The sequence below is a fragment of the Clostridium sp. CTA-1 genome, from assembly GCF_054768215.1.
In genome coordinates this window covers 187,250-210,595 of record NZ_BAAAAP010000002.1, presented here as the reverse complement: position 1 = coordinate 210,595, position 23,346 = coordinate 187,250, and the positions used below count along the sequence as shown (strand labels likewise).

Sequence of the window (23,346 nt, the reverse complement as noted above, 5' to 3'; positions counted from 1 at the left end):
CATTTTTTAAAAATTATGACCTTTTACGTAGTTACTTTTTCTTAACAGGAATCCAAATTTCGCTGTAGTAGTTTTCATCTTGATTACCTTGCGGATAATCATCCGTATTAGTGTACATTTCAATATTGTAGCCTGCTGCAATTTCATAATCTTTGCAATTAGGTAGCCATTCTGAGAAGATTTTTCTGCTCACATCTAGCATAGATTTCGGCATTGGGCCCTTGCAAGCAAAAACAGCCCAGGTGTATTTAGGAATAATCTTTGTAACAAAACCATTAGGTATTTCCATAGACGGATTATAATTGTCTGCAATCAAATATTCAAACTCATCTGAGCCCATGCTCTCGTCTATATTTACCCCGTACATTCCACATACAAATTTCCCATTTCCTGTTTCATAATGCTCTGTCCAAAACTGTGGGACTTTTGTAGTTGCACTATCATATTTAAACACCTTTGATACACCCATGACAGTAAAGGAATCCTTTTCAACAATTTTGTAATCCATAATATAACCGCCTTCCAATAAAAATTTGATTTTCAGTGGAGCAAAGGATTTAATCATTGCTCCATCTTTTCGAACAGCAGTAGGTGTGACACCATGAAACCGAGTAAAAGCTTTTGTGAAACTATCCGGTGAGGAGTAGCCATATTTCAGTGCAATATCGATTATTTTTTCATCAGTAGAAACAAGCTCACTGCCGGCAATGGTAAGCCTGCGTTGTCTGATGTACTCTCCCACCGTAAAACCACAAAGCATTGCAAAACCTTTTTGGAAATAGAAGGGAGACACAAATGCTTTTTTCGCAATATTTTCTATTGACATTTCTTCAGTGATATTCTCCTCAATATATTTGATAGCTTCACCAATTCCTTCAATCCAGCCCATAATCATCACCCCTATCTGTATCTATATCTTATCTTTTTTCAAGCGGTTGTTACCGACTTTTTGTGTTATGTTTTGTCTTGTCTGAGAGATTATTAAATAACCTGTACATCAAATTACTATTTTTATTTTATATCCTGTTTTTTAAATACTAAAACGCCTAGAAAACTAGTAACTATAATTAAAGCAATGCAGGTCATTATAATATGATGTATATTTTGTATGCTTGGTGGCATAATGCCTATATCCATAAGCATAAAAGTTGGAGTATATCTTTGACAATAAACTCTTCCTATAAAAATATTTGCTAAGAAAATATATACCATACCTATAGCTACAATTAAAGATTTACTCTTTATTAATGTAGATAAAAATGTATAAATACTAGCTATTGCTGCAAAAATAATCCAAACTAGAAGCGTAAAATTAATTACCTGTATTATTTCATCATAGGAAATTTTTTTTATAGCTCCACTAATAAAAGCTACTATAACAGTACCAAACAACAATAAAAATGTTAAAATAAATGTAACTACAAACATAATAATTATTTTTGATATATAAACCTGCTCTCTTTTATGTCCATAGGATAAAATATTCTTTAGTGTTCCATAGGAATATTCTTTAATTATAAATTCTCCTGCTATGAACATAATTAATATTTCAAAAACAGGTACAAAACCAAGGGCTGAATGTACAAATTCTATAGCTTTTGGGTTTCCCCTATTATTAAAATTATTTAGCCAAAATCCATATTCTCTTCCTCCAAAAGCAGAGTTAAATACCTTATACGTATGTTCCTTAAAAAAGAATAAGTATATGGTATAGGCAACACAAAGACTTATTAAAATAAGTGAATTTTTAAATACCCTATTATGTTTTAACTTATAAAATTCGAATTTAATTAAATTATACATTATTTAAAATCGCCTCCTACCAAATTTATAAAATACTCTTCTAAATTGCTCTCATTTGGCATGATTTGATCAATTATAATATTTTGTTTTGTAAATGTAGAAGAAACTAATCTTGAATTATCCACATAATCATAAAGCTTTATAGTACCATCTGGCAAAACTTTAAAATTATTTGTGGATAATTCTGTTTCTAAAATAGCAGCAGCTTTATTTACGTCATCTACTTTTATACTTAAGTTTCTTTTACATTTCTCATCTAACTCTTTTAATGTAATCTGCTCCATTAACTTACCTTTATGAATAATTCCATAACAGGTTGCAAGTTGATATAATTCTCCTAAAATATGACTAGATATAAGCATTGTTATGTTTTTTTCTTTATTTAATTTTTTTAAAAGCTCTCTTACTTCCTTAATTCCCATAGGATCTAATCCATTTATAGGCTCGTCCAATATTAAAAACTCTGGATCTCCTAATAAGGCTATAGCTAATGCTAACTTTTGCTTCATTCCAAGAGAAAAGTTCTTTAGTTTTTTATTCTTATCTTCATAAAGACCTACAGAATTTAAAGTTTTATCTATGCATTCTTTACCTGGAATACCTTTTTCAATCCTAAAAGCCTCTAAATTTTCATAGGCTGTCATATACGGATAAAAAGCTGGTCTTTCTATCAAGGCACCTATTCTTTTTCTAACATTACCTAATTCATCACCCTCTTCTTTAGAAAATAATTTTATTTCTCCACTGGTAGGGTAGACAAGTCCTGTTATCATGCGAATAAATGTAGTTTTTCCTGCTCCATTTTCTCCTATAAAACCATAAATCTCTCCTCTTTTTATACTAATATTTAGATTATTCACTGCAAAATCCTTTTTATATCTTTTACTTAAATTTGTTGTTTTTAAAATATACTCGCTCAAAATAAATCTCCTTTCTTAGGTTTTAATTTAATTCATTATTAAGTTAAATCTTTTATATTATTATCAACATGTTGATAACCTTACTACATATTTAATATTAAAACCTAATTCCTAATGAATTCTAAAGAAAAACCTTAAGAAAGTATTAAGTTAAAACATTACAAGTAAGACTTCATACTGTAATAAAGTTTTTAATATTAACATTAATTATCTATCCTATAAATATGGAGCATTTATAAAAGCATGGAAATTTAGTTTTTGTGTTCCTATGATCAGAAAGTAAATAAAAAAATTTTAAATTAATTTAAACTAATAACAATGTTAATATTATCCATTTAATTTATAACCCAATTCATAAACAGCTACTAAACAAATTAATATAGAATAAAGAAAGATTAGCTATCTAACTTATACCCGATTCCCCAAATGGTTTGGATATACTCATTCTCTGTGCCTGCTTTGGACAACTTATTTCTTAAATTACTTATATGTACATTAATAGTATTATCATCACACAAATACTCACTGCTCCATACGCTTTCAAATAAATTAGCCTTAGTAAAAACCTTTTTAGGATAACCCATCAAAAGTTGTAAAATATCAAATTCTCTACTTGTTAACATTATCTGTTTGTCATACACAAAAACTTCTCTAGTATCTTTGTTAAGAGATATTTCTTTATATTCTAATAAATTTTGTGGTGCTATATTGGAAAATTCTTTATACCTTCTAAGGTGTGAATCTATTCTAGCTGACACCTCATCTATATCAAAGGGCTTTGTTATATAATCATCTGCTCCCATTCTTAAAGTTTCTATTTTAATATCCTTTTCTTCCTTAGCTGAAATTATTATTACAGGCATAGGTTTACTTTTTCTTATATTAGATTTAATGTTACCCTCCATCCCTGGTAACATTAAATCTAATAAAACCATATCCCAATCATATTCTTTTAAATATATTAAAGCTTCTGTTCCGGAATAAGCTGATTTAGTAATATATTCGCTTTGTCTTAACATATCGCATAATAACTTATTTATATCATTATTATCTTCAACAACTAATATTTTAATGTCTTTATCCATTAATACTTCCCCCAATATAGTTAATATTTACCTTAGCCCTTACTGTTATTATAACAGGTATAGTGGGTAGACAAAAAATAAAAACTTAATTTTAAATATTGAATTATAATAAAATAATTCAATAATAGCTATTAAAATAAAAAAAGCCAAAGAAACTCCCTAGCTTTTTTTATTTAAACTATTTTATTCTTTTTAGTATAATAAATCCCTTATTAAAGATACTTTTCTATTTAAAATAAATTACATTTTCAAGCTGTTTACATTTCCCGTGGATTATTGTGCATCCTCTAATTGAGCTTGTTTCCAACTTATATTAAATAGTTTTTTCCATAAAATTATATTAATTATAAGCAAAATTCCAATGTATATATAAATACTAAAACTATATTGTATTGAACTTCTAATTAACTTATGTAATCCGAAAAAAATTCCTGTAAGACCTGCGGAAACTACAAATGCAATAATAGAATTTTCCCCATTACTTTGAAAATCCTTGTAAAAAGGTAATTCTTTTTTATATAAGCTTTGCATAACAACCATTAAAATCATCATACTGAAAAACATTACTATTATATCTGGTAATATTCTTAATCCACATATTATTAAAAAAACAATACAAATACTACAAAATACTGGGAAAATATATCTTGATATAAATCCTTTTAAAACTCCTTTTTGGATTTTTCCTGGGTTGTCTATAGGCAGAACAATATATATCCATGAACCTTTATATTTTTCACTTTGACTTAAAAGATCTATATTTGCCACTAACATAAACACTGATAAATAAATTGAAAAATAATAATTTCCCTTTGAAAATTCATTAAATGCCTGTGAAACTGATTCATATTTTGAAAAAGAGCCTATAAACATTAAGAAAGGAAAAATCACAGCAAAAGCCAAAGTAGGATACAATTTTAGCTTCAACTTTCTTTCTGTAGCTATCATGTTTCTTGAAAAACGGAAAAATACATTTTCTATTTTATCTCTACAAAAAATAGATGCATATCCTTTATGCCTTACCCCTTTAGCTTCTTCAAGGTTTCCTTTTTTACTTATACTGCTATCAAGTTTTTGCAAATTTTCTTCAAAATAAGGCACAATAAATTTATAGTATATACCAAAAATTATAATTGGTATAGCCACGCACATTATGCTTAATAAAACATACTCCCTTCCAGTATTATGTTCCATTATTAAGCTATATGGCGCTCCAAACCACACTGGTGGAACTAAATAACTCCACCATTTAATTTTAAAATTTACATTTACACCAGTAAAATCGAATACTCTTGGTATAATTTGATATCCTAAAGCAAGCACTACTGATAGCACTATTTGAAAATAATTTATTATATCTTTAAGCTTTTCTCCATCAAAAATTTTTAATATAAAATAATACAATATGGCGGTAAAAAACATTGTAAAAAATGATATCAATATTATTTGAAAAAAGAAAATTATAAAAAACTTAAATTTATATTTAATAAGTCCCCCTATTAAGGTTGGCCCTGCAATTGCCCCGGAAATAGATGTAATATAAATTAATATATGAGTAGTCTTAGCTGCGTTTATTGTTTTGGGATCTAATGGTTTAGTATTTAATATATTCTTATCACGAATATCCAAAAGTACAGAAGAAAAATCTGCAATCATAGTACTCATGATTAAAAACATTATGGCACCTATATTTATACTCATTTTTACAACCATAGGTGATGGGATAAAAATAAAAACCATAAGAAAAGCTCCCATTAATCCATATAGAAGAAGTGATTTTTTAAAAGTATTCTTTTTATCCTCATTTTCCTTGTCTTTATATATTGTTGGAACTCTTCTATTATCCATCAAAAGCTTTAATTTAAGTATTGTTCTCATGGAAGCATAATTAACACCAAGTTTCTCATATATAAACTTAAATTTATCAACAAACTTCAATATTTTAAAATCTTCCATTTCTATACCTCCTTTAGTACGGAGATAAATTCATTTGCAACCTCTTCATGCTTTGTAAATCCAGTTATTTGATTAAAAATTTGTTCAAGAGAACCTTCCATATTCCTTTTCTTTAACTCTTCAAAAGTACCATCCGCTGCAATTTGTCCATTATTTAATAATATTATTCTACTACTTATTTTCTCAACAACTTCCATTATGTGAGATGAATAAAATATAGTTTTTCCTTCTGAGGCTAATTTTGAAAGCACCTCTTTAAAAACAAGCACACTATTTGCATCAAGTCCACTTAAAGGCTCATCTAAAAATAAGATATCAGGGTTATGAATAAGACTTGATATTATCAAAAGTTTTTGTCTCATACCCTTTGAATAAGAAGATATTCTTGAGTGATATGCTTCCTCTATTCCAAAAAGGCTCATAAGTTTTTTTGCTTTATTATTTACTCCTTCTAATTCCATGCCATATATTTCGCCTAAAAAAGTTATATATTCGTAAGCTGTTAAGTTGTCATATATTTCTCCAGTTTCAGGCACATACCCTATTTTATGTTTATACCCTACATTATCATAGGATATATTATTTCCAAATATTTTTACTTCACCTTCATATTCCTTAACTAAACCAAGCATTATCTTTACAGTAGTACTTTTTCCAGCACCATTAGGTCCTATATACCCAATAATTTCCCCTTTGTTTACATCTAAATTTATTCCTTTTAATACCTCTTTACTTCCATAACTCATTTTTAAATTTCTTATAGAAACTACTATATCGTTTGACTTGTCCATAAATTACCCCCACTATAATTTATTATAAAATTTTTTATAATTAGTTTAAACACATTCCTAATTATACCATATGTAAATGTTAATAGAATACATTTTTTCCATGGTATACTCAAATAAAATATATGAATATAAACATAGACTGTTTCACTTATATAACTAATATTTTTTAATAAAATATATTAATAATCAATCATATTATAAATAATCCCATTAATCTAAGATTTTTAAACACCAAATTAAAAATGTTATAGTTCTTTAGGTTAAAATTAGGTTAAAATTGTGTATAATTATTTAATATTGATATTAACCTATTTGTACTTATTTATGATTTATGATATATTATTTCTAAAATTACTTATATATTTTAAACTGAAAGAAAAGGTGGAGTTTATATAATGACGAAATATGCAATAGTATTTTTTATATCTATGGTTCCAATTCTAGAATTACGTGGAGCTATTCCATATTCACAGGCCTTTCAATTACCTTTGCTTCAATCTTATATTGTTGCAATTATAGGAAATATGTTACCTGTACCTTTCATATATCTATTTGCAAGAAAGGTTCTTATATGGGGAACTGACAAACCTGTTATTGGGAAATTTTTCTCATGGTGTTTATCAAAGGGAGAAAAAGCAGGAAAAAAATTAAAAGAAACAGCAGGTAATAAAGGTTTATTTATTGGTTTATTATTATTCGTTGGAATACCACTTCCTGGAACCGGGGCATGGACAGGCACTTTGGCAGCTAGTTTTCTAGATATGGATTTTAAAACTACTGTTATAGCTGTTATGGCTGGAGTATTACTAGCAGGTATTATAATGGGTACTGCTGCTGTTGGTTTGTTTAAGGTTTTTTAAAATTATTTAATGAATTATTTAGGACTTTATATAGATAAAATGTCTTATAAATAATTATGTAATTTTTTAAAAAGTCAATTAAAACTTCTTAGCTATAAATATAAAAGCAAGTTAATACTTAATAAAAATCTAGTGGAAATTTATGATTTATGCATCATAAAATTTTCACTAGATTTTTTTATAAAAGAAAATAAATTGTATTTTTAGCTCTGCCTAATTACATCAAAAATTTATTTATCTTTTACTATTTTGTTTATAACATCTATTCTCAAATCCCCTAATACGTTAGCTAATTTAGTATTTATAACTTCGTTCTTATATATACTATTTTTGTTAGCATCGACTATTTTAGAAACTTTTTCTTCTAACTTTTCATAAGTCATAAGATCATCTAAATATAAATCTACTAAATCCTTTAAACATGTAGCTAATTCCTTTGGGTTTTTGTACACCTTTCTCATTTTGTTTATCCTCCGTATTAATTTTAGTAAATATTTTTATACAGAACATAATTGTATCATAAAAATAAAAAAAGATGTGCAAATTTTTCAAGAGTTTTTAAATATTATTTCTTATACTTTTCTATTATTTTAAAATCCACTAGTTTCAAAATATTGATTGCATAACAAAAGACTTTATTTTAGATTATTGACTACATTTTGTCTCCTTATCCAATTCCATTCCTTGTAGTCCATTTAAATAAACTTGATAAAAATGATTAGTTGGTCCGTTTCCTTTACCAATTTCTAATGAATGTTCGATTGCCATAGTTATATAATTTTTTGCCCTTCTTACTGCTTCATTTATTTCGAAACCTAAAGCTAAATTAGAAGCAATTGCAGAAGATAATGTGCAACCTGTTCCATGTGTATTTTTTGTATTAATTCTCTGAGTTTTATAATGATAAAATTTATTTCCATCATATAATACATCTACAGCATCCCCAATATAATGTCCACCTTTTATTAAAACACTTTTACATCCCATGCCTTCAATAATGCCAGCAGCTTTCTCCATATCTTCTATAGTTTTTATTTTGTACCCTGAAATTCTCTCTGCCTCTGGTATATTGGGAGTCAAAATATCTGCATGATAAATAATAGATTCAATTAGTGTAGATACGGAATTAGGGTCCATTAAAGGGCATCCATTTTTTGCATACATAACTGGATCTATTACAACATTTTTCGGTTTATATTCTTGTAGTTTTTCAGATACTGCTTTCATACAATCTGGCGTAGATAGCATTCCTATTTTTACTGCATCTGTACCAATATCCTCATAAACTGCATCAATTTGGCTTTTAATCATATCGGGTGTAACATCTTGAATATTAATTACTCTACTAGTATTTTCTGCAACTACAGATACAATAACACTCATTCCAAAAACCCCATGAGCAGAAAAAGTCTTTAAATCTGCCTGTATCCCTGCTCCTCCACTACAATCAGAACCTGCAATACTAAGTACTTTTTTCATAGAATCTTCTCCCCCTCTATAAAAAGAGGGTGTATACCAAAATAGATCTAATTTTTATATTTGAAGTCTTAAAATCCAATCTATTTTTTTAACACCCTCTTTAATTTGAATAATTATTATTTATTATATCACTGTTGTAAATATTCGGTAATAATCTTTTTGGCTTCTTTTAACCATATACGTATTTCAGGTCCAGTCCTAAACAGTCTATTATTAGGATTATCTGCTATTTTATATAATCTACCATAAATAGGATACTCATTCTCTAAATTATGATATACACTTCTTCTAGCAGGCAATAAATATTGAGGATATTTATTATTTTCATCAGGAGAAACTGCCTTAACCATAGTGTTTTTGTCTGTGATAATATTAGCAAGTTCAATTGCTTTTTCTTTTTTATATGAATTTGTTATAGAAGAATTTACTCCAACCACATCTCCATAAAAAATAGGGATATTAGAATTTTTTGATAAAGAAATTGTCTTAAAGTCAATATCATTTGCAAATTCTTTCATTTGGGACATTGCTTCAGTATAACCTATATAAGCCCTTCCTTTTCCGTTAATAAACCATTTAGCCCTAATATATGAATCATTGTCTTCCGGCCAATAATTAGCTTGATTTTTTCCAGCCATTGATTGTAATAATCCTAAGCTATCAATGGCATCTTTATTTAATTCATTTAAATTAGGTAATGAATTAAATTCTGTATACTCTTGTGTTGTATCAATCAGTGAATCTAGATACATACAAGCTTTACTAGTTCCTCCAGACATATCTATTAATAGTCCTTTATTATTAGGAGGAATAATATCTTCTGATGTGTTCTTGCCTAACTTATCATTTAAATCATACACAGAATTTACATTTTGTATATCAGAATCTCCTTTTCTACTAAATAAGAGATTAGTACATATAATTTGAGGTATTGCATAAGCTGAACCTTTCATAGTACACCCTTCCATTGCAAAGGGTAGAATATCTTCTTTATTTTTTATGCTCCCTTGTGGGATTTGAGATAGATATCCTTCCTTTACAAAATGAGATAAATAAATTGCATCAAAAACAAATACATCCAAATCCTTTGGTGGATCCTCGCTATAACAATCCCAATCTACAAAATTAAGTTTTATATTAGGTTCTTTCTTATTCCACTCAGTTTCAACTGCTTTTTTAAAACGTATAGGATCAGGAACATATTCATATAAAGCTACATTAAGAGTTTGTTTGGGTTCATCACCTGAAAAAGCCTGTACATTTAAGCCTGAAACCAATGTAAAAATCATTATAAATGAAAATAAAAAAGATAAACTTCTTTTGAATAAATTTTTCAATTTCATGGGTTTACTCCTTTCATTATACATGTAATTCCTCTCTAAATTTGCTTATTTTTCCACATCAAATATAATAAAGGGTGGTTTATTCTTTTCACTCCCCCACTCTTTAATTTCATATGTTTCTTCAATAGCATTCAATTCATGTTTGTTTATTTTCTCTATAGTTGGTTCTACAATTTTATAATTTTCAAATCCTACTGCTTCCAGATTATTAATATAAAAATCTGTTGACCAATAATAATCCTCCAAAATTAGCACTTCATTATTAGGGATTTTCAAAAATTGTTTTTTATGATCCCCTAAATGATAAGCTTGTCCACTTTTTCCATTTGCAAAAGTTGAAAATTCTACTCCAGCAGCATTAGGATTAGAATCAAGAATAAAAAATTTTCCACCTTTTTTTAGAACTCTAAAAATTTCCTGGAAAATCGTTTTAATTCTATCTTTATCTGAATTATTAATTATTACAAAACAAAGAACAACGCAATCTATGGAATTTTTCTCTATTCCTTTTAATTGGTTTTGCTCAATTAATTGGTAAGTTATATTTTCTTTATTATGCTCTTTCATTGCAATATCAAGCATATTTTTTGATTGATCTACTGCAATAATTTGTGATTCAGGTTTTATCTTTGCCATTCGCTCCGCCACTTTTCCTGGCCCACATCCAAAATCTAAAATTTTTTTAATAGATTTATTTGATTTTAAATTTTGAAAAATATAATTAAATCCCAAAATATTTTCTAGCATATCATTATACAAATTAAACTTTTTTGAAACATCTTCGTCCTTCCAGCATGTACCCAAAATATCCCCTCCTAAAAATACTGATTCCACTTATTACAAAACAAATACTTATAAATTGGTTCTAAGCTTTCATATATTTCATAATCCAGATTTTCACCATAATATATTTCCTGGTAAAGTACAAATAAATAAATGATTTGCTTCCAATATTCATCTATCTCTAATTTATCAATATCTTTCTTTTTTAAATGGACTGTCTGTTTTCTTAGTTCTTTTTCATATTGAAGAACTATTTTTAAATCTTGCCAATTATCCTTTTTAGGCATTCTAGGAAAATAGAGCTCCTTTTTAGCACTTTTGCTTTCGCATAATACTTTTTCAGTTAATTTAAAATCTGGTTCATATATATGTGTTGTTGCTACATTATGACTGTATTGCCCTACATCTAAATTTAATTCAGTGGCTAAAAACTCTTGAATAAAAGTAAATGAAAAAACATCACTTATAATTCCTCGATAAGCATCGTTTGCTCTCATAAAAGTTGTCATATATAATTCATGTTCTCTAATGAAAAATTGAAATCCTATGGTACAAGAAACATCTATATTCTTTAATGATAAATCTTCATTTGCATCAAAGATTTCAATAAATCCTCTCTTTGTATCTGGATCTTCTTTGAACAATTCAATTATCCTATGCCACTGATTAATGTTATTATGTCCATAGGAAAATATCTTGGGACCATATGCAGTTCCTGTAAGAATTTTGCCATCCATAGAATATTTCTTCATATTGCTTGCATAATAAGAAATGTAATCTAAATCATTAGACCCCGATAAATACCATAATGCTTCTGCAAAGTTAAAAACAATATTAGTTTTCCTTGATTTTGTGTAACAAATTCTTTCTCGTGGATTTTCTAGTATCATAAAATAATTTAATCTTTCTTTACTTACATTTCCTCTTGGTTGATTTATAAACTCAGGGTTATAATATACATCATTTAAATTTTTTAAATACGCTTCATGAAAATTTTTAAACTTCATTATTTTCACCATCTAAATATAAATCTAATTTCTGAAGATACTCTTTTTCCTCATTATAAATTATATAATGTACGTTACTTACAGTATGTAATCCCCTGATTAAATAAGCATAATTTTCTTCTTTTTCAGCTAGAAGTAAAATTACTTTTTTCCCCATTGCTGAAGCCCATCCAATTTCAATATGGGTTCCTGGGGAAACGGGTACCCCTGGGAAAGCTATAAATAAATCGCATTCTTTTATTGCATCATAATCCAATTTTGTACATTGATCTGGAGACATAAAATTAGCTCCCCACTCTTCTCTCTTATGTGCATTATCTACTTTCCATCCCTTTTCTTCTAAAAATAAAATAAGATCTTCTATTCTCTTCTTTTCTCGTTCTTTCATAATCGACTGCTTTTCCTTAATTACCCCTTTAAAGGGAGCAGCTAAAAACACTCTTTTATTCATAATTACACCTCACTTTAATAATATAAATTTACACAACTTCCTCCTATATTCAGATTTTAGATACTATAAAACAAGTACAAAGTAGTTTTTAAACTTTGTTTTAAGTAATAAGTTTTATTCTTAATTTAAAACTTATAATATTGGTTTTTTATATATATTATACCATTAATTGTTAAGCCATCAATAATTATATGCTTAATTTTTTCTTTTTTAGTATTTTATTTACATATTTATTTAAAGCGTAGCTCCTAGAAATATGCTAATAAAATAAAAAAGTGATGGATAATTCCATCACTTATACTAAAATCATATTAAGTTTAGTTAATGCTAAATCAAACATATAAACTATTTTATTCATATCTTCATTTTCAGATAATATAGTAATAGCTTTTATTATATTTACTAAGCTGTAAGTATCGACGTATCAACTCGGAACTGTTCACTAACATATTTTGCATAAGTTTTGTGGCTTTTTACAAGTTCTTCATGCGTTCCACTACCTGTTACCTTACCTTTTTCAATGAAATAGATTTTATCACTATCCACAATAGTAGCTAATCTATGGGCAATAACAAGTGTTGTACGACCTTTCATTAAGTTAGAGAGTGCCTTTTGCACCATCATTTCTGATTCACTATCAAGGCTTGCTGTTGCTTCATCCAACATCAAAATTTTTGGATTACGTAAGAAGGCACGAGCAATTGCAATACGTTGACGTTGACCACCAGAAATTTTCACTCCACGTTCACCAACTTCTGTATCAAGAGCATTTGGCATATCTTCTACAAATTTTCGTGCATATGCAAGTTCTAATACATTCCAAAGTTCTTCATCTTTAAATTGTTCATCAAGACCATAAGTTAAATTATCACGAATGGTTCCAGCCATAATTGCACTATCTTGAGAGACAAATCCAATTTGTCTACGATAATCTGTTAATTTAATATCTGTTATTTCTATATCATCAAATTTAATCCTTCCCTTGCTAGGTTCATAAAATCTTTCAAGTAAACTAAAAATTGTTGACTTACCACCACCTGATGGACCTGCAAAAGCAACAATTTGATTTGGTTTTGCTTCAAAAGATATATTAGTCAAGATTGGTTCATCCTTTTCATAGGAGAAATTGATATTTTCCACCCTGAGTTCCTTATTAGACAAATCAACTTCATTACCATTTTCAAAGTCTTCTGGTTCTTCGCTAAGCAATTCTTGTACACGCTTTGTTGAACCAGCAGCTTTAGCCATTTCTGAGAACAAGGTTGCAATACTAGGCATTGCTCCAATTAAATTAAATAAATACATTAAAAAGCTCATTAATGTTCCTATTGCCATTGCGCCTATAGCAATTCGATGCATACCATAAGCTAATAAACCAAAAACCATACTCATAAATATCATCATCATAAATGGTTGCATTGTTGCATCAAAGATTGCTTCTTTCTTTCCTACTTTAAACAATTTATCTACTTTATTATTTGCACCTGTTTGTGCTTGTTTTTCTGCATTAGATATTTTTACTAGTCTAATTTCACTTAATGTTTCACTAACAATTCCATTAAACTGTGCAAGTGCATCTTGTCTAGTATGAGCAACTTTTGCTCCAAATGTCATAATTGGGATCATTACAATTATGACAATTGGTACTGCAACTAACATAGCCACGCACATATGCCAATCCATTTTAATCATCATATATACTGATCCAACGACAAGTATTACACTGGCTAATGTTTGAGGAAAAGTAGCAGCAAGTAGTTGCTTTACTTGCATAGTGTCATTTACCAAATGGCTTGATATTTCACCAGCTTTCACTGTATCAAAATATTTTACTTTAAGTGTAGTTAGTTTTATCCATAGTGTTTTTCTCAAATTTTGAATGACATTTTCACCAAAAACACCTAGTATAGTTCCACCAATTGCTGAAACAATTGCAGAAGCAATAAATAACAAAACAACTTTTAATAACAGTGAATAATCCATTCCTTTAGAAAAATTGTTTACTAAAGATGCTGCCAATTTTGGAACATAAATTTGAACACTAGATGATATAATCAAGAAGATTACTCCAATAACCAAAAGATAATATTTAGGTTTTGTTGTTGTAATTAATTTGGCAAATTGTCTAAATGAAAATTTGGTTCCATCTTTACGTACTGAATTATTATCATGTCTGTCTCCGCCCATTATTTATGCCTCCTTTCTCCAAATCTTCCGTGACCGCCGAAACCTCTAAAGCCACCAAAGTCACTGTGATTTAACATATGTTCACGAATAATATGTTCGCGCGCACGTCCAAAATGTGCTGACATTTTACCAAATTGCTGCCACATTTTATCATCACCAAAAATTTCGCTTAATTTTTTTTGAAAATCTTCACTTGAAATGTTTTCTAACATACGAGTTAAATAATCATCTAACTTTTCAAGTTCATCTTCTTCAAAACCTTTAAATAACTTAACTTTCAGGTTTTCTGAAATATCCCCTCTATCTTTTAAACTTTCTCTTCCCTTATCAGTTATCAATACATAAGTAACCCTAGCATCTTCTTCAGACTTTACACGTTCAGCCGTTCCTACATCCTGGAGTTTTTTAATAATCTGAGTTACGCTTGATGGTTTTATATCTAAGTGTTCAGCAATACGACCCGCCGTAACATTTTCTTCATTGGCCAATAAACGTAATGTTTCAAAAGCATTGTCTGTCTTTTCCTGTACTTCATTTCTAAAGAACATAAAGGGTTGTCTGGCAATGTGCATTAAATTGTTTAATATATTATTTTCATGCATTTTGTATTCCTCCGCTTTAATTTTGTTAGTTTATACTTAATCTAACGAAATAAATTATATGCTCATTTATTTTGTTTGTCAATATTTAAACTAAATAAATTTAATTATGTTTACAAATTCCTTATGAATCTAATGAACAAAAGCTCCCACATTGTGAGAGCTTTTGTAATTATTCTTCTATTTTAATTTCTTCTGTATCTGTTGTTATAATCCTAGCAACTTTAAGACTTGAAAGATCTCCACTTTTATTTTGGAATATGTTCTTGTCTACTATAGCCTTACCACAATTCTTAATCAAAATAAAAAATATCTTCAAATTTTTTATTTAAGGCTATACAAATTACTAAAGCCAATTTCGCCGATAGACAAAATTGTCATGTTTCAATGGAACTAATTGTTTGACGAGATACACCTACCATTTCACTTAATTTAGATTGATATATACTTTTTTCAGCTCGGTGAATTGAAAGATGAATTACCACTTACCTATGAGATTTGTTATAATTCATGAATTGTAATAATAAAATATAGTTTACATACCCTGGGGATCCTTGTGAAACCTCGGGTCGAGCTTGTTCTAAACCTTTCTTTAACGATGAAAGTCAATTAATCATTGGTGATTAGTAAATAATACCCTTAAACATAATTACAACGTCCATATGCTTAAGTCCAAGGCATTCCATATGGACTTTGTTTTCTCTTATCAGTGTTTTTCTAAATTCAATAAATCTGCTAAGGACAATTTAGCAACAACTTCGTAACCATTCCCCTGCCCCAGCGGTTTAACAATTACTGTTCCCATGTCTGGGATTTGGCCCAAACCAATTCCTTTTGGAAAGCTATGAGCGACAATGACCATATTACTACCCTGAGGCGGTATAATTTCCAACCTTGTCTGAAGAGAATCTAGTATTCTTCGTTGCTCTGCAGTAAATAGATTTCCACTTAGCCTATAAATCTGAAACCAAAATGGGTCTATTTGAACATTTGCCGTTCCAAAAGCCAATTGTGCCGTTTCTATGGTTCTACAAAGCGGGCCTGTTAAGACGGGATAATTAATAGGAATTTGTAAATTACGAATAATTTGACCATAGTAAATTGCTTGTCTTCTTCCTGTTTCCGAAAGATTTCTTTGAGTAAAACAGTATAGAAAATTTAGATTAGGTTGGTCTTCTCCAACAGTCGCTTCCCCATGCCTAACATATAGTATATATCCTCCACTCCTTAATAAATCTAGTAACGATCCATTCAATTTAAATTCTCCTTTCCCTGTGCATACATTCTATATCAATAATAATGTATGATAATCAACTCAAAGGTGTTAGCCTATATTTTTAATAGATCTTCTATTACTTTGGTCACTCTTAGAAGGCAATATTTACTGCATATTATGAAATAAAAAAACAAAGCAATACAACTTGTATTCTAACAACAGCTTTATTTAACAAGGAAACTTTGTACAAGTTACTATTTTTCTTTCCACTAGCTACAGTTCTCCAAGCTTTATGTATTCATTTAAGGTCATAAGCGGCACTCCTTACATTCAAAAAAGGAGCAGAAAAAATTTTTTCCACTCCTTTTAAATTATTATTTTATTGCTTTTATTGATGCAGACATAATATATTCTCCAACCTTTAAGTTATGTCCCCATTTTTCAGCATATTCCTTTGAGACTTCTTTAGTTTCAATTTTAATATCACTAAAGCCAGCCTTTTCTAAATATACTTTTAATTCTTCAACTGAAGATGCCCCAGTAACTCATCCACAATAAAGTTTCTCATCTTGCTTCATTTCCTTGGTCAATTCTCTAATAAGAACTATATCAGAAATAGCAATTCTACCACCTTTTTTTAATACACGATAAGCTTCATTATATACTCTTTGTTTATTTGGAGATAAATTTATAACACAATTTGAAATAATTACATCCGCGGTATTATCTGCTACAGGAAGATTTTCAATTTCACCTAATCTAAAGTCTACATTTCTATACCTATATTTCCTAGACATAACTCTTGATTTACTAATCATCTCTGGAGTCATGTCAACTCCAATAATATATCCCTTAGTCCCAACTTTCTTTGAAGCTAAAAAACAGTCAAATCCTCCTCCACTTCCAAGGTCTATAACAGTCTCTCCTTCTTTAATATTAGCTATTAATTGGGGATTTCCACAACCTAACCCCATATTAGCTTCCTCTGGAACAGTTGATATTTCTTCATCAGAATATCCAATCTTACGTGATATCTCTATGGAAGATTTTTTAAGATTAATACTTCCACCACAGCAGCCATCCTCTTTTGCATTTCCAATAGCTATCTTTCTATAACTATTACGGACAGCATTTCTAACATCTACCTTTTTAAAATTATTTATCTTTTTTAAATCACTCATCTTCTTTAAATCACTCATCTTTTTTCCTCCCTACTTTAACTATTCAGTGCTGAACCTCTCACGACTAAAGTCGTAAGGTTCTTAGGTACTATCCAAACTTTTTTTGTAAAACTTCATTATCTTAATGTAATATAATTTAATTCTCTTAACTAAGTTTTTTATTATTTACATTTTGTTTTATCTTTACAGATACAGTCATCTGTTTCCGTTATAATATTCATAAAAAATAAAATTAATTTATTACAATTAGTAATATTTAATGAATAATGTGACCATAAGCCTTCTTTTCTAGATTCTACAAGGCCACAATCCATTAAAACCTTCATATGATGAGAAAGTGTTGGCTGTGTAAAATCAAAATGTTCTAATATATCACAAGCACACTTTTCTCCACAGGACAACATATCAATTATTTTTAATCTACTACCATCTGATAATGCTTTAATAATTTTTGCATTATCATCATAATTTAAGTTCATTGAGTTCCCTCCAATACAGATATTTATCTATGCACAGTATAGATCACATTCTATATAGTGTCAATGTACTTTATATTTATCAGCACTAAATATACCCATACATAAACATTCATCCATATAGAAGTATGTTATACAAATAATATATTAAATGTGAACCTGAAAGTATTAACTATACTCTAAGTTATATATTGTGCAAAATAGATTACTTAACACTAATATTATTTAAATACTAATAAAAATCAAATATAAAATTAAAATAATAATTAAACTTATAGACATAACTTTTAAAATTTCTACATAAATAATGTTTTTATTCTAAATCGAGTAAGAGGAAAATAACTTGCAATGCAGAATATTACAATGAATAATAAGTTTATTCATATTGATATGAACTTTAGCTTAGAATAAAAATAGTTTACAACTAAATAATAATTTTGGAGGTAATATGATGGATAATATTGACTTTAATAAAATAAGAGAAGTTGCTGAAAATTACTATAGAAATGGAGATTTTTATTGTTCAGAAGCAGTAGTTAAAACTATTAGAGATGAATTTAAAATAGAAGTTTCAGATGATGCTATAGCTATGGCATCAGGATTTCCAGTAGGTATGGGAGGTTCAGGATGTACTTGTGGCGCTATAGCAGGTGGAATAATGGCACTTGGTATGGTGTTTGGTAGAAAAGAAGCAAAAGACCCTATAGTTGAAAAATCCATGGAACTAAGTAAAAAATTACATGATGATTTTAAAAAAGAACATAAAAGTCTTTGCTGTAGATTTCTAACAAAGGGCATGCAATTAGGTTCAAAAGAGCATATGGATCAATGTATAGCATTTACAGGTGAAGTAGCGGAAAGAGTAGCAAGAATAATAGTAGAAAATAGATAAGTAACAAGAATATATTTTCTTTACTGCTGGTAGACATTTTCATCCTTCATGGAAACCTATCGGGCATTTTTTAGCCTATAATATATATTCTACATAAATAATGAAAATACTTTTTGTATAAATTTAAAGGACTGTTTACAAGATATGTTTATCAACAACCCAAGGAAAATATAATTAATTTTTAATTATATTTTCCTAATTTATATAATTCTCACCTATTATATACTAAGCGCTCTTTTAAATATTACTGAACCATCATCTGGTTTTGGCATCCATCCTATTCCTCCATGAGGTTTGGCTAAAACACCTACAAGTTCCCATCCTTCTTCGCCATAATTATTAAGTTCATTCTGTAAATTAATAGGACTACCTAAATTTTTTATAGAATTAATTTCAATAACTTTATATTTCCATTTCATATACATCACCCCTTAATTAATTCTAATAGAAGTGTAATTTTAAAATTTATTTATTATTTCTCTATAGTTTCTGTTGAAAACCATCCCCGTGTATTATTAGCAATTCTAACAAGAGTTAACATTATAGGTACTTCAGTTAAAACTCCTACTACTGTGGCAAGAGCCGCTCCTGATTTTAACCCAAACAAAGATATTGCAACTGCAACTGCTAGTTCAAAAAAATTACTTGCTCCTATCATTCCTGCTGGTGCTGCAATACTATGAGGTAGTTTCCATAGCTTTGCCCATCCATAAGCAATAGTAAATATAAGAAATGTTTGAATTGTAAGAGGTACTGCAATCAATAAAATATGAAGCGGATTGTTTAATATAATCTCTCCTTGGAATGAGAAAATAATAACTAAAGTTAAAAGCAATCCTATAATAGTTATATTATCGAATTTCTTTAAAAACACATCATTAAAATACTCTATTCCCTTATTTTTTATAACTGATTTTCTTGTTAAAAAGCCTGCTGTTAAAGGTATAACAACAAATAATATAGTTGATAATATTAATGTTCCATATGGAACTGTAACATCACTTACCCCCAATAAAAACGCTACAATAGGTGCAAAGGCTACTAATATAATTAAATCATTTACAGCTACTTGAACTAAAGTATATGCTGGATCTCCTTTAGTTAGATAACTCCATACAAATACCATTGCTGTGCATGGTGCTGCTCCTAATAATACTGCACCTGCTAAATACTCTGTAGCAAGGTTTGATGGAATAAAAGATTTAAACACAACCTTTAAGAAAAATGATGCTATAAGATACATTGTAAATGGCTTTATAAGCCAATTAGTAACACAAGTAACTATTAACCCTTTAGGCTTTTTACTTACACCTACTATACTACTAAAATCAATTTTTAACATCATTGGATATATCATTAGCCAAATTAAAATAGCAGTTGGAATGGATACATTATAGTATTCAAATTTATTTAAAGTTTCAGGTATCTGAGGAATAAATCTACCAATAAGTATTCCTACTACAATACAAAGTGCTACCCATATAGTAAGATACCGCTCAAATACTCCAAGACCTTTCTTTTCTTTTTTCTTATCTAGAGACATATTATCCCTCCTTAAATTAATATTCTAATCATGCCCTATATAATATTCTAAAAATTCCACTACAAAATTTGTACTGTCACTTTATAGTGGAATTACGCTTATTTTATTAAGCGGTTAAGTATCTCCCCCTTAACTTCCTCAGGCATCCATCCTATAACTGCAAAATTACCTTTAGATATTTCATTCACTTTGTTAATCCACTGTACCTCATTGTTGGCTTTTACCTTTAAGATAGAATTTGTTGTATTGGTTGCATAGAAACTTGAATTGATAACCCACCATTTACTGTGAATACCAGCTCTATTTAAATCTTTCTGCAATCTTAAAGCCTCATAAACAGGAGTAGTTTCAGCTAGTGTTGCGATGATTACTTCTGTATTTTCCTCATTTCTAAGCTTAGGTAAAAGCTTCTTAACTGATTCTGGAATATCTCCTTGTGACCGTTGAATTTCTTTATTATAACTTTGAGTAGAGTCTAAAAGTAATAAAGTGTGCCCTGTTGGTGCTGTATCAATAACTACAACCTCATTTTCTGACCTTTCAACTATTTCTGCAAATGCTCTAAATACTGCTATTTCTTGAGTACAAGGTGATCTTAAATCTTCTTCAACATAAGCAATATCATCTTCACTCATGGTTTTTCGTGCTTTGCTTAATACCTCTTCTTTATATTTTTCTAGTTCCTTTTTTTCGTCTATATGGCTTAGAGTTATTCCATAACTTTCATCTAACACAAATTTTAAATGATCTGCTGGATCAGTAGTTGTTAAATGTACTTTCTTTCCTTTCTTAGCTAATCCTACAGCAATTGCAGCAGCTATTGTAGTTTTACCTACACCACCTTTACCCATTGTAAATATTACTTTTTTATCAGTATTATATAAATCTTCTATTACCTTATTTAATTTAGGTACATTAGTAGTGTTTAATTTTTCATCATTATATTTAATATTATTATTCTTTAAAAAAGCTCTTACATTTTCTAAACCTGTTACATTATACGGTCTTAATGGAATTTGAAAAGTTTCAACAGTCTTTAATGATTGTGGAATATCTTCTAATGCTTTTTGTTGTTTAGTATAAATAGCATTAGAAAGATAATCTTCATGCTCTTCAAGTACTCCATTAATAACTAAAACTTGATTGTTTACTCCTATATCTTGAAGTTCTTTAGAAGCTCTTTCAGCCTCCTTTAAAGGTGATACTTCTGGGCGTGATACAAGTATAAGTGTAGTTTTATCCTTATCCGCTAGAGTATTTACTGCATTTTTATAAACTTCTTTTTTGCTTTCAAGTCCTGAAAGCTGTCCTAAACATGAAGCACCATGTGTACTTTCATTAATAAAATTGCTCCATGCTGAAGGAAGCTGTAGCATCCTCAAGGTATGACCTGTTGGCGCTGTATCAAATATAATATGGTCATATTCTTTTTCTACTTTTTTATCAGTTATAAAGGTTGAGAATTCATTAAATGCAGCAATCTCAACAGTACATGAACCTGAAAGCTGTTCCTCCATATTTTTCAAAACTACTTCTGGTAGTTTGCCACGATAAGGAGATATTACACTTTCTCTATATTCAGCAGCCGCTTCTTCTGGCTCAAAGTTTGCAACCACTAAATTAGGAACTTCTTTTATAGTAACTCCCTTATTATTTAATTTTGTATTAAAAACATCTTGAAGATTCGAAGCTGGATCTGTACTAACAAGCATAATTTTTTTACCTTCATCAGCTAAAGTTACTGCTACAGCACAAGCCGTTGAAGTCTTACCAACTCCACCTTTACCAGTAAAAAATAAATATTTAGTTAGATTCATATCTTTCACATTAAATTTTTTAAACATTATATCCCCCTCTTTCTTTTTAGCAACATCCACCTTTACAATTACAACCTTTAGATGGGTTTTTTATAGTAATTTTCAAATAATCTTCTGATATATCCAATAATTCACAAAATTCCTTGTTAGTTGGATACGCTTTTGTCTTTACAATAACACCATCAACCATTGTAACTGGAAGTATTTCTACTCCTTCTTTATTTAGAATTTCATTTATTTCCTTATTGTCAACAAATATTTGTGGATTACTAGTTAGATTATATCTTTCAACTAATATTCCATTATTTTTTAATCTGTTTATTGTTGTAGCTATCCTCAATAATTCTGGATCAACAGATGGACCGCACACTCCTGTTGAACAACACATAGCTGGATCAAAAATTATCATTTTTTTCATAATCATTCACTCCTTATTTTTTACTATTTACATTTACATTTTGTTTTATCTTTACAGATACATTCATCTGTTTCCGTTATAATATTCATGAAAAATAAAATTAATTTATTACAATTAGTAATATTTAATGAATAATATGACCATAAACCTTCTTTTCTAGATTCTACAAGACCACAATCCATTAGAACCTTCATATGATGGGAAAGCGTTGGTTGTGTAAAATCAAAGTGCTCCAATATATCACAAGCACACTTTTCTCCACAGGACAATATATCAATTATTCTTAATCTACTACCATCTGATAATGCTTTAATAATTTTTGCATTATCATCATAATTTAAGCTCATTAAACCCCTCCTATATAGATGTTTATCTATATATAGTATAGATCACACTCTATATAATGTCAATATGTTTTATGTTTATCAACATTAAATATACTGATACATAAACATTTATCTATATAGGAGTATATTATGCAAATAATATATTAAATGTGAACATGAAAATATTAACCTTGCAAATATAGCTTTTAAAAT

Annotated in this window: 24 protein-coding genes and 2 pseudogenes; 2 read left to right on the top strand and 24 right to left on the bottom strand. The window is 28.8% G+C overall.

Translation table 11 applies throughout. From position 1 onward, the window contains the following. Window positions 1-31: 31 nt before the first annotated feature. From ACYUEW_RS02555 to ACYUEW_RS02530, 6 genes are all read right to left on the bottom strand, one after another. Window positions 32-889, bottom strand: a complete 858-nt coding sequence (locus ACYUEW_RS02555) for an AraC family transcriptional regulator (protein ID WP_460276180.1) — start codon at window positions 887-889, stop codon at window positions 32-34. A 122-nt stretch (window positions 890-1,011) separates the two neighbouring features. Beyond that, the gene (locus ACYUEW_RS02550; protein ID WP_460276179.1) at window positions 1,012-1,803 is read right to left on the bottom strand and encodes an ABC transporter permease; all 792 of its coding nucleotides are present in this window, start codon (window positions 1,801-1,803) and stop codon (window positions 1,012-1,014) included. Beyond that, entirely contained in the window at window positions 1,803-2,723 is a 921-nt protein-coding gene (locus tag ACYUEW_RS02545) for an ATP-binding cassette domain-containing protein (RefSeq protein ID WP_460276178.1), read from the bottom strand. Before ACYUEW_RS02545 ends, ACYUEW_RS02550 begins: the two co-directional genes overlap by 1 nt. Before the next feature lie 395 nt (window positions 2,724-3,118). After that, window positions 3,119-3,808 carry a response regulator transcription factor gene (locus ACYUEW_RS02540; RefSeq protein WP_460276177.1) on the bottom strand — a complete coding sequence of 230 codons (690 nt, stop codon included), beginning with the start codon at window positions 3,806-3,808 and terminating at the stop codon, window positions 3,119-3,121. Between the two features lie 273 nt (window positions 3,809-4,081). Further along, window positions 4,082-5,764, bottom strand: a complete 1,683-nt coding sequence (locus tag ACYUEW_RS02535) for an ABC transporter permease (RefSeq protein WP_163243725.1) — start codon at window positions 5,762-5,764, stop codon at window positions 4,082-4,084. A gap of 2 nt (window positions 5,765-5,766) precedes the next feature. After that, window positions 5,767-6,555 (bottom strand): ABC transporter ATP-binding protein, encoded by a 789-nt coding sequence (locus ACYUEW_RS02530; protein WP_163243724.1) that lies wholly within the window; start codon window positions 6,553-6,555, stop codon window positions 5,767-5,769. Between the two features lie 395 nt (window positions 6,556-6,950). On the opposite strand from ACYUEW_RS02530, the gene ACYUEW_RS02525 reads away from it, so the two are divergent. Then, window positions 6,951-7,415: a COG2426 family protein gene (locus tag ACYUEW_RS02525; protein ID WP_163243723.1), complete on the top strand. Its 465-nt coding sequence runs from the start codon at window positions 6,951-6,953 to the stop codon at window positions 7,413-7,415. A 230-nt stretch (window positions 7,416-7,645) separates the two neighbouring features. Here ACYUEW_RS02525 and ACYUEW_RS02520 read toward each other — a convergent pair whose 3' ends face one another. The 13 genes and pseudogenes from ACYUEW_RS02520 to ACYUEW_RS02460 all read right to left on the bottom strand — a co-directional run bounded on the left by ACYUEW_RS02520 (window position 7,646) and on the right by ACYUEW_RS02460 (window position 18,140). Continuing rightward, window positions 7,646-7,876 carry a TIGR04540 family protein gene (locus tag ACYUEW_RS02520; RefSeq protein WP_003488895.1) on the bottom strand — a complete coding sequence of 77 codons (231 nt, stop codon included), beginning with the start codon at window positions 7,874-7,876 and terminating at the stop codon, window positions 7,646-7,648. A gap of 184 nt (window positions 7,877-8,060) precedes the next feature. After that, window positions 8,061-8,894, bottom strand: coding sequence for a bifunctional hydroxymethylpyrimidine kinase/phosphomethylpyrimidine kinase (gene thiD / locus ACYUEW_RS02515; protein WP_163243722.1), 834 nt, complete (start codon window positions 8,892-8,894; stop codon window positions 8,061-8,063). 128 nt (window positions 8,895-9,022) lie between these two features. Then, the gene (gene bcmE / locus ACYUEW_RS02510; RefSeq protein ID WP_163243721.1) at window positions 9,023-10,237 is read right to left on the bottom strand and encodes a thiamine pyridinylase; all 1,215 of its coding nucleotides are present in this window, start codon (window positions 10,235-10,237) and stop codon (window positions 9,023-9,025) included. A gap of 45 nt (window positions 10,238-10,282) precedes the next feature. Beyond that, the gene (locus ACYUEW_RS02505; protein ID WP_163243720.1) at window positions 10,283-11,041 is read right to left on the bottom strand and encodes a class I SAM-dependent methyltransferase; all 759 of its coding nucleotides are present in this window, start codon (window positions 11,039-11,041) and stop codon (window positions 10,283-10,285) included. Between the two features lie 11 nt (window positions 11,042-11,052). Then, window positions 11,053-12,027, bottom strand: coding sequence for a thymidylate synthase (locus ACYUEW_RS02500; protein ID WP_163243719.1), 975 nt, complete (start codon window positions 12,025-12,027; stop codon window positions 11,053-11,055). Beyond that, window positions 12,017-12,478: a 5-hydroxymethylcytidine 5'-monophosphate nucleosidase subunit BcmB gene (bcmB, locus tag ACYUEW_RS02495; RefSeq protein ID WP_163243718.1), complete on the bottom strand. Its 462-nt coding sequence runs from the start codon at window positions 12,476-12,478 to the stop codon at window positions 12,017-12,019. Before bcmB ends, ACYUEW_RS02500 begins: the two co-directional genes overlap by 11 nt. Window positions 12,479-12,880: 402 nt before the next feature. Further along, entirely contained in the window at window positions 12,881-14,665 is a 1,785-nt protein-coding gene (locus ACYUEW_RS02490) for an ABC transporter ATP-binding protein (RefSeq protein ID WP_003488883.1), read from the bottom strand. After that, window positions 14,665-15,267 (bottom strand): MarR family winged helix-turn-helix transcriptional regulator, encoded by a 603-nt coding sequence (locus tag ACYUEW_RS02485; RefSeq protein ID WP_163243717.1) that lies wholly within the window; start codon window positions 15,265-15,267, stop codon window positions 14,665-14,667. Before ACYUEW_RS02485 ends, ACYUEW_RS02490 begins: the two co-directional genes overlap by 1 nt. A gap of 169 nt (window positions 15,268-15,436) precedes the next feature. Then, window positions 15,437-15,562: pseudogene (locus tag ACYUEW_RS02480) on the bottom strand (DUF2922 family protein); the annotation flags it as partial. Then, window positions 15,558-15,749, bottom strand: a pseudogene (locus ACYUEW_RS02475) (helix-turn-helix transcriptional regulator). The pseudogenes ACYUEW_RS02475 and ACYUEW_RS02480, both read right to left, overlap by 5 nt. Before the next feature lie 221 nt (window positions 15,750-15,970). Beyond that, window positions 15,971-16,519 carry a histidine phosphatase family protein gene (locus tag ACYUEW_RS02470; RefSeq protein WP_043031553.1) on the bottom strand — a complete coding sequence of 183 codons (549 nt, stop codon included), beginning with the start codon at window positions 16,517-16,519 and terminating at the stop codon, window positions 15,971-15,973. Between the two features lie 335 nt (window positions 16,520-16,854). After that, the gene (arsM, locus tag ACYUEW_RS02465) at window positions 16,855-17,661 is read right to left on the bottom strand and encodes an arsenite methyltransferase (RefSeq protein WP_154219213.1); all 807 of its coding nucleotides are present in this window, start codon (window positions 17,659-17,661) and stop codon (window positions 16,855-16,857) included. A gap of 161 nt (window positions 17,662-17,822) precedes the next feature. Continuing rightward, on the bottom strand, window positions 17,823-18,140 hold the full coding sequence (locus ACYUEW_RS02460) for an ArsR/SmtB family transcription factor (protein WP_061328184.1): 318 nt from the start codon (window positions 18,138-18,140) through the stop codon (window positions 17,823-17,825). A 445-nt stretch (window positions 18,141-18,585) separates the two neighbouring features. On the opposite strand from ACYUEW_RS02460, the gene ACYUEW_RS02455 reads away from it, so the two are divergent. Beyond that, window positions 18,586-19,029 carry a C-GCAxxG-C-C family protein gene (locus ACYUEW_RS02455; RefSeq protein ID WP_003488866.1) on the top strand — a complete coding sequence of 148 codons (444 nt, stop codon included), beginning with the start codon at window positions 18,586-18,588 and terminating at the stop codon, window positions 19,027-19,029. 218 nt (window positions 19,030-19,247) lie between these two features. On the opposite strand, the gene ACYUEW_RS02450 is transcribed toward ACYUEW_RS02455, so the two are convergent. The 5 genes from ACYUEW_RS02450 to ACYUEW_RS02430 form a co-directional block, all read right to left on the bottom strand. Further along, window positions 19,248-19,448: a DUF4177 domain-containing protein gene (locus ACYUEW_RS02450; protein ID WP_265203202.1), complete on the bottom strand. Its 201-nt coding sequence runs from the start codon at window positions 19,446-19,448 to the stop codon at window positions 19,248-19,250. Window positions 19,449-19,501: 53 nt separating this feature from the next. Beyond that, the gene (gene arsB, locus ACYUEW_RS02445) at window positions 19,502-20,572 is read right to left on the bottom strand and encodes an ACR3 family arsenite efflux transporter (RefSeq protein ID WP_159035196.1); all 1,071 of its coding nucleotides are present in this window, start codon (window positions 20,570-20,572) and stop codon (window positions 19,502-19,504) included. 98 nt (window positions 20,573-20,670) lie between these two features. After that, entirely contained in the window at window positions 20,671-22,416 is a 1,746-nt protein-coding gene (gene arsA / locus ACYUEW_RS02440) for an arsenical pump-driving ATPase (protein ID WP_043031546.1), read from the bottom strand. Window positions 22,417-22,435: 19 nt separating this feature from the next. Further along, complete coding sequence (gene arsD / locus ACYUEW_RS02435) at window positions 22,436-22,807, bottom strand: arsenite efflux transporter metallochaperone ArsD (protein ID WP_460276176.1); 372 nt, start codon at window positions 22,805-22,807, stop codon at window positions 22,436-22,438. A gap of 23 nt (window positions 22,808-22,830) precedes the next feature. Next, window positions 22,831-23,154 carry an ArsR/SmtB family transcription factor gene (locus ACYUEW_RS02430; protein ID WP_265203205.1) on the bottom strand — a complete coding sequence of 108 codons (324 nt, stop codon included), beginning with the start codon at window positions 23,152-23,154 and terminating at the stop codon, window positions 22,831-22,833. Window positions 23,155-23,346 lie beyond the last annotated feature (192 nt).